The organism is Sphingomonas melonis, assembly GCF_013409985.1.
Classification (GTDB): Bacteria; Pseudomonadota; Alphaproteobacteria; order Sphingomonadales; family Sphingomonadaceae; genus Sphingomonas; species Sphingomonas melonis_A.
In genome coordinates this window covers 21,210-29,964 of the sequence record NZ_JACCBY010000013.1, presented here as the reverse complement: position 1 = coordinate 29,964, position 8,755 = coordinate 21,210, and the positions used below count along the sequence as shown (strand labels likewise).

9 protein-coding genes and 1 pseudogene are annotated in these 8,755 nt (G+C 60.6%); 4 read left to right on the top strand and 6 right to left on the bottom strand.

What is annotated here, in order from left to right; translation table 11 throughout:
* The 4 genes and pseudogenes from HD841_RS20525 to HD841_RS20510 form a co-directional block, all read left to right on the top strand.
* Window positions 1–645, top strand: a pseudogene (locus tag HD841_RS20525) (Ti-type conjugative transfer relaxase TraA); the annotation flags it as partial.
* Between the two features lie 10 nt (window positions 646–655).
* Window positions 656–1,360 (top strand): DUF6118 family protein, encoded by a 705-nt coding sequence (locus tag HD841_RS20520; protein ID WP_093667141.1) that lies wholly within the window; start codon window positions 656–658, stop codon window positions 1,358–1,360.
* Window positions 1,361–1,590: 230 nt separating this feature from the next.
* Window positions 1,591–2,112, top strand: a complete 522-nt coding sequence (locus tag HD841_RS20515) for a helix-turn-helix domain-containing protein (protein ID WP_212611492.1) — start codon at window positions 1,591–1,593, stop codon at window positions 2,110–2,112.
* A gap of 1 nt (window position 2,113) precedes the next feature.
* Window positions 2,114–2,659 carry a hypothetical protein gene (locus tag HD841_RS20510; protein ID WP_093667142.1) on the top strand — a complete coding sequence of 182 codons (546 nt, stop codon included), beginning with the start codon at window positions 2,114–2,116 and terminating at the stop codon, window positions 2,657–2,659.
* Window positions 2,660–3,597: 938 nt separating this feature from the next.
* On the opposite strand, the gene HD841_RS20505 is transcribed toward HD841_RS20510, so the two are convergent.
* The 6 genes from HD841_RS20505 to arsC all read right to left on the bottom strand — a co-directional run bounded on the left by HD841_RS20505 (window position 3,598) and on the right by arsC (window position 8,755).
* A complete protein-coding gene (locus tag HD841_RS20505; protein WP_093667143.1) occupies window positions 3,598–4,812 on the bottom strand; it encodes a helix-turn-helix domain-containing protein in 1,215 nt (404 codons plus the stop codon).
* Between the two features lie 82 nt (window positions 4,813–4,894).
* Window positions 4,895–5,704 (bottom strand): hypothetical protein, encoded by an 810-nt coding sequence (locus tag HD841_RS20500; protein ID WP_139198153.1) that lies wholly within the window; start codon window positions 5,702–5,704, stop codon window positions 4,895–4,897.
* A 153-nt stretch (window positions 5,705–5,857) separates the two neighbouring features.
* Complete coding sequence (gene arsH, locus HD841_RS20495; RefSeq protein WP_093667145.1) at window positions 5,858–6,610, bottom strand: arsenical resistance protein ArsH; 753 nt, start codon at window positions 6,608–6,610, stop codon at window positions 5,858–5,860.
* Window positions 6,610–7,044 carry an arsenic resistance N-acetyltransferase ArsN2 gene (gene arsN2 / locus HD841_RS20490; RefSeq protein ID WP_373563083.1) on the bottom strand — a complete coding sequence of 145 codons (435 nt, stop codon included), beginning with the start codon at window positions 7,042–7,044 and terminating at the stop codon, window positions 6,610–6,612. The genes arsH and arsN2 overlap by 1 nt, the downstream gene beginning before the upstream one ends.
* A complete protein-coding gene (locus HD841_RS20485; RefSeq protein WP_179510739.1) occupies window positions 7,041–8,327 on the bottom strand; it encodes an arsenic transporter in 1,287 nt (428 codons plus the stop codon). The genes arsN2 and HD841_RS20485 overlap by 4 nt, the downstream gene beginning before the upstream one ends.
* Window positions 8,327–8,755, bottom strand: a complete 429-nt coding sequence (gene arsC / locus HD841_RS20480) for an arsenate reductase (glutaredoxin) (protein WP_179510738.1) — start codon at window positions 8,753–8,755, stop codon at window positions 8,327–8,329. The genes HD841_RS20485 and arsC overlap by 1 nt, the downstream gene beginning before the upstream one ends.

The following is an 8,755-nucleotide window of genomic DNA, read 5'->3' as shown; positions in this document are numbered from 1 at the left end:
TATCACCGTTCCGATGTGTCCTCGCTTGATCGGGAGGGCAAAGGGGGACCAATTAACACCGGTAGGGGGGCCGATTATCACCGCTCCAAAGAGCATCAGAGGGCAGCAAATCCCACTGGCCAAGCCAAGGCAGTCGAACGCTATGCCCGAGCCACGGCCGATATTGGTCGGATGCAGGCGCAAGAACTGCCGGTGCTTCCGCATCAGGAGAGTGCGTTGCGCCGTGCCGGCGAAGCGCTCAACCAGATACGGCCCGACGCCGCGCGCGACCTTGATTCCGCGTTCCGTCGCGAACCGTCGCTGATCGGGCAGGCGGCCGAGGGCAAGACTGACGGCGCGGTGATTGCGATGGCCGATGAACATCGCGTGCGGCTCGATCCTGAAGCGCGTGCTGGTCGGTTTGTTGAGAACTGGCAGGGGCTGGCGCGTGAGCGGGCGGGCGGCGACCAGGCGCGGGCGGACAAGGCCACTATGCGCATGGGCGCGATGGCCGAGAGCCTTCGCCGCGATCCTGAACTGGCGAAGGCGCTGGAGCGCCGTGCGCCCGAGCTGGAGCTGAAGCTGGAGCGCGGCCGGAGCATACAGAAATCGCTGGAGCAATCGATCGGTATCGGCCGCGAGCGCGACAGGGGCATGAGCCTATAGGGGAAACGTAGTGGCGGATGAAGAAGGACCAGATGAAGCCGCGCAGGCGTTCGAGGAGCTGCGCGCCGAGGTGACGCTGATGCGCCGTGCGGTCGAGCGCTTGACGGCCGAGCGCATGGAGGTGCCCGAGCCGCCCGACTATTCTGAGACGTTGGGTGTCATCGCCAACAACATCACCGCGACCGCGCAGCGCGTCGATATGCTGGCGAAAAGCCCGATGCTGGCGATGACGCCCGAGCAGTTGGCGGGACGGATCACCGCCGCGGCGAGCGTGGCACGGCAGGAGGACCGTCAGACGATCGCCACGGCGCGCACGGGCCTGGAGGACGTGACCCGCCAGCTTCACGGCTATGTCGTATCGGCGAGGCGGGGCGACGAGCAGAACCGATGGCTGATGTGGACCACGATCGGCGGTGTGATGATCGGGATGATATTCTGGGGGATGTTCGCCGGCATCGTCGCGCGTGCCGTCCCCGCAAGCTGGCAATGGCCGGAGAAGATGGCGGCGCGCTCGCTCGACCTGCCCATGTGGGAAGGCGGACAGCGCCTCATGCGGGCCAGCGCGCCAGATGCTTTCGCCAATATCGCGGCAGGCGATCGGATCGTCACTGCCAATCGCGAGGCACTAGAGGGATGTCAGAAGATCGCGGACAAGACCCGCAGGGCGGTGAAATGCACTGTTAGCATAACCCCACATCCAAAAAGCGGGCGATAGAGAGCCATAATCAGCTGCACCCCCTGGACAATCCGTACCGGGGGTCATCTGGTACTATGATAGCGTGATACGCCTGAGCTTACTCGTATCGTGCATACGTGCTTCATCGGGGGACATCCGTGGCCGCCACCCCGGGACACTTGCGACCATGACTATGGACACCTATGTCCAGGGGGATAAGCCCTCGCGCGTCTAGAAATCTGCGGATTCCGAGCGCATTTGAGCGCCATATGAAGGAGTTCGCCGTCATGGTCAAACCTGCTGATAACGTCGTGCCGCTGCGCCCCGCTGCGGCAGAGGCTACCAAGCGCAGCCTAGAAAAGCGCTGGTCGAAAGAAGTGCTGGAGCCGGGCTTCACCTTTGTCCCATCCGTGATCCTGCGCGCCCAGGCGCGGCTGCATATCGATGCAGTCGAGCTGACCGTGCTGCTGCATCTGATCGACCACTGGTGGGACGACAATACGATGCCGTTCCCTTCGAAGAAGCGCCTCGCCGAGCGGCTAGGTGTGTCGGACAAAACGATCCAGCGTGCAATGAAGCGCTTGGAAGACGAAGGACTGATCCGGCGCGAGCCCCGCTCCCACGCCAGCGGTGGTCAGGCGAGCAATCGCTATGACTTGTCGCCGCTGGTCGAGCGGCTGAAGCCGATCGCGGAGGATATGACGAAGGCGCGAGATGAAGCTGCTGCTACACGCCGTGCAGCCTCGCGGCCCGGTCTGAAGCGGCGCCAGAAGGACGAAAAGGCGTCCTAACATGTCGACGGCGAAACCCTTCTTCGCGCCACTGTTGGTGGCGGGACAGACTATTGATTTTGCGCATCTGGAACCGTTCCAGTTCACAATTGCGACCATGGCGCGCCCCAAGGGGGCGGTGGTGGACGTGCGCTTTTCTAATCACTGCTTTTCCGACGCCTATGATCCGGCGCGGCATCCCAATCCAGTCGATGTATGGGATCGGGGACAACGCCGAGCCTTTGATCAGAGCCGATATGACCTGTCGCGGGGCTTAAAGCCAATCATTGAGGCTCTGCCTGCTGCTAGCGTTTTCCAGACGCCGGAAGCCAATTTCGTACGCATCGTGCCACCTGGAGACGATGCTCAGGAGTACCGCATCTACTTCAATGTTAAGCGAGGAGGTGGGGCAGTCGATGCCGATGTGTCGCTGTTCGTTGAGAGTGCTTACTACCCTGACGGACGTAAGCCGCTTCTCAAGCCATCGCAGATGACCAAGGTGAAATTCGCCCTTCTCGTGGACAAGACCGTCCGGGGAGAAAAGCTGCGCTTCCAGTACAGAAGGTAGGGGCGCCACGGTGGGCGCCCCATAAGTCACTCGATAGCCGCTTGGCCGAAGCCTATCTTCGCATCACGCGAAGGCCCTTTCAGGCGGGGGAACGCTGTCGGCGCCTTTGACGGCGCCTCAACCGATCCGTCGTTCCAGGGAGTCAGATAGGTCCAGGGGATTAAAGAATCAAGAACTAGGATTACCATGCAACCCCGCACCGTTGCGGATACGAAACGAGACATGTGGGTCTTTAGCGCAGATACTAGACGCAGGGTCGATCAAGAACCTATCGTGAACCACACCACCTAAGGTATAAGGTGGGCGCAATGACTACAAAATCAGGTAGCCACCTAGGCCCAAAGCAGGTCGCACGAGCCTTCCACGCGGTTCGCTTTGCAGGCGAGGCTGGCAGGTCGCTAAACACGCTTGTCACCATCGACATAACGAGCCTCGGCATCGCTCCCGAGAAGGCTGGGGCCTTCTTCCGAGACATATGGGGCCGACTCACTCGCTGGTGGGCATATCAGCGTAAGAAGGGCCGACCTTTCGGCCCGTTCGATGCATATGCGGTACACGAGCATCCCGAAGGCGGTCCTCGCCACGTTCATTGGTTCATGCGGGTGCCGGACGACGCACGTGAAGAGGTAGAGCACACGATCCGGCAGCGCCTGGAAAAGGTGACAAAGCTCGCTTGCTTAGGACGCGCTTTGCATTTCCTATCGGTAGATCGCCCTGGAGGTGTCGCGAAGTACACCCTCAAAGGCGTTGATCCGCTGTATGCGGCTCACTTCCATATGGAGGCCCACGATCAAGGTGAAGTCATAGGGCGCAGGATCACCATCAGCCGTAGCATAGGCTACGCTGCACGACAGCGGGCGGGATGGAGCCGCAAACGGCGACCGCGTTCATAATCTATCGCGACGCCCAGCGTTCAGGCGGAGGCGTCGCGATACGGTCTAAAGCCGGGGACGCCGATCGGGGAACTCGATCACTTCGGCATCCGTGTGCTGAATCGTTGGCTCGATGTCAGTTCGCCTCTTAAGCGTCACAACCTCCGCCGTATCCCGCTCAAACCATCCACGCGGCAATCCGCATAGACTTTCAACATCCGCACTAGAAATAGTAAATTCCGTTGCGAGAAGGTCGGCTTTGCTGCGAACATTGTTTTCAACGATAAGATTTAAGCTGTCGCGTAATGCTCGTGGCGCGCTGACAGGCCAATTCTGGTCATAAGGCTCTCCCTTGGACCAACCCTTCGCTGAATATAGCTTGTAAAGCTGCCGCGAAAAGTCATCAGGAATGATGCCGAGATCGGCCAGCCTCTTAATTTGTGCTTTTACAGATACACGCCAGCGCTCCTTCAGGTTGAGAAGCATTGCTAAGGAGGGATGACGGACATCTTTCGGATATGTTGTAGAAGGCATCAAAAAGGCGCTTCCTAGTCTAAACGCCTGCTGCTCTATCATGCGAAGGTTAGCTTGGAATTCTTCTTCGGGCACAGAATGATGAAGAACTGCATGGGCAAGCTCATGAGCCGCGTCCATCTGCCGACGCGGAAATGACATTTTGTCAGTAGCCAGCAAGACATGCGGACGATTGTCAATGGGTGACCATGCACATAGTCCGTCTAGCTTTGTAGTGTCCATTGGGATGGTAGCCACTACGATGCCAACTCTCTCCATTATAGAGACAACATCACCACATGGACCATCGCCCAACTGCCAATGACGGCGAAGACGAAGGGCAATATCTTCAATATCTTCATCGCGAAGCTGGGTGTAGCTTGCGCCATTGAGAACATCGGGAATATCTACTTCCGGCAGGTCAACATAATGACCAATGATGAAGCTGATCTCCTGAAGCCAATGCATCTGCGCCTTCTGGAACTCTAGATCACGCACTAGGGTGCTTGCTAAAGAGCGCAGAAACGTGGGGCGATCGCTGTGGAACGGCGGGCGGAGGAAGTATTCCGGTCGCACGTTAAGTTCGCCGGCCAATCGGGCCAAGGTCGCATTGTCAGGAGTTTGGCCTGAGGTTTCATCCTCCCACCTCGACGTGGTGGTGGCGCTCATACCAAGCCGACGCGCTAGCGCCGCCTTGGAAGGAATCCGGCGCGCCTCACGTGCTTCAGTGAGCCTAGCGGGAATAAACCCGGGTGTGCCGATACGCATATGTTCGAGTCCCTATGGCTCCGCATCCTATCGGGATGCGGAGCGAACGCTGTACTTGTCATTCAGAACGCGAGGCTGGCGCTTATTCCTCGCCTACCTCGGTATCGGGCTGCCGTTCGGGCGGGATAAACAGCTTCCGTGTCGGTCGCAGCTTCACCTTCGCACCACCATCATCAGGGCCACCACCACCCGGAGTGACAGGTTCTGTCTCATATCCACGCAAGAAGTCGTCCAGAGACGCGTAGAAGATGAAATCCTTATAATCCGATCCAATGACCCCGATTGCAATTTCCTCAATCATGCCAGCGGTGTGGCGGTCACGGGCGGTGAGGAACAAGACAAAAATGTCAGTCGGCTGAGGGCTATCATCGCTATCCAGTAAACTTGGTTGTAGCGATATATTCAGCGTCACGCCGGCTGCGCGAGACTGGTTCTTCGGAGGAATCTTGCGAGGCTCCGCCATCGACGCAAAACCGAGAATTATTCCAACCTTTGGCCCAGGAAAGCGGGCGAATGGCTGGAAGACCTTCAGGTCGGTACCCCACATAATTCCATCGGAGAGCAGATAGCCACCGTGCTGCTGAACAACCTCCTCATAGCTCTGCTCTTGGAGGCGGAAGCGGATTTGTCCTTCTGCTTCACGGCTGCGCTTTGCGTTTAGAGGCAAGGATGTACGGACGACATCAGCGGCTTTCAAAGCCGCAGCGCGGAGTCGATCTTCAAGGTCGAGCAGCAGTTCCTTGGGAAGGGCCTGCAAAATGGCGTCTCGTATATCGATCACGGCAGTCCTCATCGCTATCCAGGAAACCATAACCGAAAATTCGCGTTTTGCAATGCGGGCCGTATGAAATTTCGCGCCCAAAGGAGCAATGGCATGGCTAAGAACGAACATACCAGCCCGAAGGCCGGTAAGGCGGCGTCAAAGGTCCTCCGTGACGGTCGAACCGGCAAGGATTCCAAGACGGCTGCTGGGTCGGCGCTGTCCCAACGTCCCGACAAAAAGAAGAAGTAAGAAAATAGGGGCCGGTCGGTAACCGGCCCCATTTCATGCGCTCTGATCTTGAGCGATGGCAATGCTCGACAGGTCAGTTGCTGTGTCGATTGGAACCTCGGCCTCCTTCCGCTCGGAATAGCGATCTACGAGCTGAGCGGTATGCGGGCGCAGCAGCACCGTGAAGCGCACCAGTTCCTCCATCACGTCCACGATCCGATCGTAATAGCTCGACGGCTTCATGCGGCCGGCGTCGTCAAATTCCTCAAACGCCTTGGCGACCGATGACTGGTTAGGGATCGTCACCATCCGCATCCAGCGCCCCAGCACGCGCAGCGTATTGACGCTGTTGAATGACTGCGATCCGGCTGACACCTGCATGACCGCGAGCGTACGGCCCTGCGTTGGACGCATCCCGCCCATCGAGAGCGGCAGGTGATCGACTTGCAGCTTCATGATGCCGGTAATCTGGCCATGACGTTCGGGGCTGCACCACACTTGCCCCTCTGACCACATCGACAGCTCGCGCAGTTCGTGGACGGCCGGATGATCGTCACCGGCGTGCTGATCGGGCAGCGGCAGGGTGGACGGATCAAAGATGCGGGTTTCGCATCCGAAGAACCGGAGCAGGCGCGCCGCTTCCTCGACACACAGGCGCGAGTAGGATCGCTCGCGCAGCGATCCATAGAGCAGAAGGATACGCGGCGCAGGATCGAGCGGGCCAAGCCCCAAGGCTGGCCGCTGGATCGCATAAGCGGGATTGAGCGCTGGCAGTGTATCGGGATCAGCAACGGTGCGGAGCGGCATCAGATGGCTTTCGCAAGATAGGGGGCTGAGGCGGGGCACAGCGACGTTAACTCGCGTGAGGCGGCTACAGCCAGGGGCGCGGCGTCGCGATCGGCGTCGATATAGCCGAGCGCCCGAAAGAACGGTGCGGCCGTCGTCGTCAGCAGATGAAGGCGGCGGACACCGAGATCGTGGGCCTGTTGTTCGAGAGTGGCGACCAGCGCTCGCCCCAGGCCATGCCCCCGATGATCGCCCAGGATGACGATCGAGCGAAGCAGGCGATCGGTCCCCTGCCCCTCAAGGCCACCGTAACCGACGAGGCTATCGGCATCGAACCGAAAGAACATACGATCCGGCTCAGCGAGATCGGAGTTGGGCAGATCAGCGGTATTCAGAAACTGCGCCAACCCGGCCAGCTCGCTAGATTCCAGTGGCGTGATGATCAGTTTCGTCACGCGATGCTGATCCTGATCGCGAGGGCCGCGAGCGTTATGAGCAGTACCGGCACGGTTAGCGTCACCCCGACGCGGAAGTAATAGCCCCATCCAATCCGCACGCCCTTTTGTCCCAGGACGTGCAGCCACAGCAGCGTGGCGAGTGACCCGATCGGCGTCAGCTTGGGGCCGAGGTCGCAACCGATCACGTTGGCGTAGATCATCGCTTCTTTGACCGCCCCTGTCGCGTGCGCGGCGTCGATCGACAGCGCGCCCACCAGCACGTTCGGCATGTTGTTCATTACCGACGACAGGACGGCCGCGATGACACCCGTCCCCAGCGCCGCACCCCATACGCCGCCTTGCGCCGTGCGATCGAGCAGCGCCGCGAGATGATCGGTCAGGCCGGCGTTCCGCAGGCCGTAGACGACGAGATACATGCCGAGCGAGAAGATCACGACCTGCCACGGTGCGCCACGCAGCACCTTGCCGGTCTGGATCACATGGCCCCGCCCCGCGATCACCAGCAGCAGGATCGCGCCGGCAGCGGCGACAGCGCTGACCGGCACGCCGAGCGGTTCGAGCAGGAAAAAGCCGGCGAGCAGCAATGCAAGAACGATCCAGCCCGCGCGGAAGGTAGCGGCATCGCGGATCGCGTCACGCGGCGCACGCAGCGCCCCCAGGTCATAGTCTGCCGGTATGTCGCGCCGGAAGAACAGCAACAGCGCGCCCAGCGTGGCGGCGATCGACACAAGATCGACCGGCACCATCACGGCCGCATATCCGCCGAACCCGACGTGGAAGAAGTCGGCCGACACGATGTTGACGAGGTTCGACACGACCAGCGGCAGGCTGGCCGTGTCGGCGATGAAGCCGGCCGCCATGACGAACGCCAGCGTCGCTCGATCCTTGAAGCCCAGCGCCCGCAGCATGGCAATGACGATCGGCGTCAGGATCAGCGCCGCACCATCATTGGCGAATAGCGCGGACACTGCCGCGCCCAGCAGCACGATTAGGACGAACAGCCGGCGACCATGCCCCCCGCCCCAGCGGGCGACATGCAATGCCGCCCATTCGAAGAACCCGGCTTCATCGAGCAACAGGCTGATGACGATGATCGCGACGAACGCGGCTGTCGCGTTCCAGACGATGCCCCATACTACCGGCACGTCGGACAGGGTGACGACGCCTGCGAGCAGCGCCACAACGGCCCCGCCTATCGCGCTCCACCCGATGCCGAGACCCTTGGGTTGCCAGATGACGAGCGTGATCGTCGCGACGAAGATCAGGACGGCAAGAAGCATCAGGCGACGCGCTGGCCTGAAGCATCAACGACCTGTTCGCCGTCTTCCTTGGCGAACGCGCCGAGCTGGCCGCTCGGCAGCAGATCAAGGACGGCTTCAGAAGGGCGGCACAGCTTCACGCCGATCGGCGAGACGACCAGCGGTCGGTTGATGAGGATCGGGTGGGCCATCATCGCATCCACCAGCGCTTCGTCTGACAACGCCGTGTCGCCGAGGCCCAACTCCGCATAAGGGGTCCCCTTCTCGCGCAGCAGCTCGCGGGGCGTCATGCCGGCGCGGTCGATCAGCTCGACCAGCAGCGCGCGTGCGGGCGGGGTTTTCAGATACTCGACCACATGCGGCTCGATGCCGGCATTGCGGATCATGGCGAGGGTGTTGCGGGACGTGCCGCAGGCGGGGTTGTGATAGATGACGATATCGACGGCCAC

What these genes read in the sequence shown, in the direction of transcription:
- arsH (WP_093667145.1), bottom strand. Translation starts at nt 6,610, where the DNA reads ATGCCGCTCCGCACCGTTGCTGATCCCGATACACTGCCAGCGCTCAAT.
- HD841_RS20505 (WP_093667143.1), bottom strand. Translation starts at nt 4,812, where the DNA reads ATGCGTATCGGCACACCCGGGTTTATTCCCGCTAGGCTCACTGAAGCA.
- HD841_RS20510 (WP_093667142.1), top strand. Translation starts at nt 2,114, where the DNA reads ATGTCGACGGCGAAACCCTTCTTCGCGCCACTGTTGGTGGCGGGACAG.
- HD841_RS20515 (WP_212611492.1), top strand. Translation starts at nt 1,591, where the DNA reads ATGAAGGAGTTCGCCGTCATGGTCAAACCTGCTGATAACGTCGTGCCG.
- HD841_RS20485 (WP_179510739.1), bottom strand. Translation starts at nt 8,327, where the DNA reads ATGCTTCTTGCCGTCCTGATCTTCGTCGCGACGATCACGCTCGTCATC.
- HD841_RS20500 (WP_139198153.1), bottom strand. Translation starts at nt 5,704, where the DNA reads ATGTTCGTTCTTAGCCATGCCATTGCTCCTTTGGGCGCGAAATTTCAT.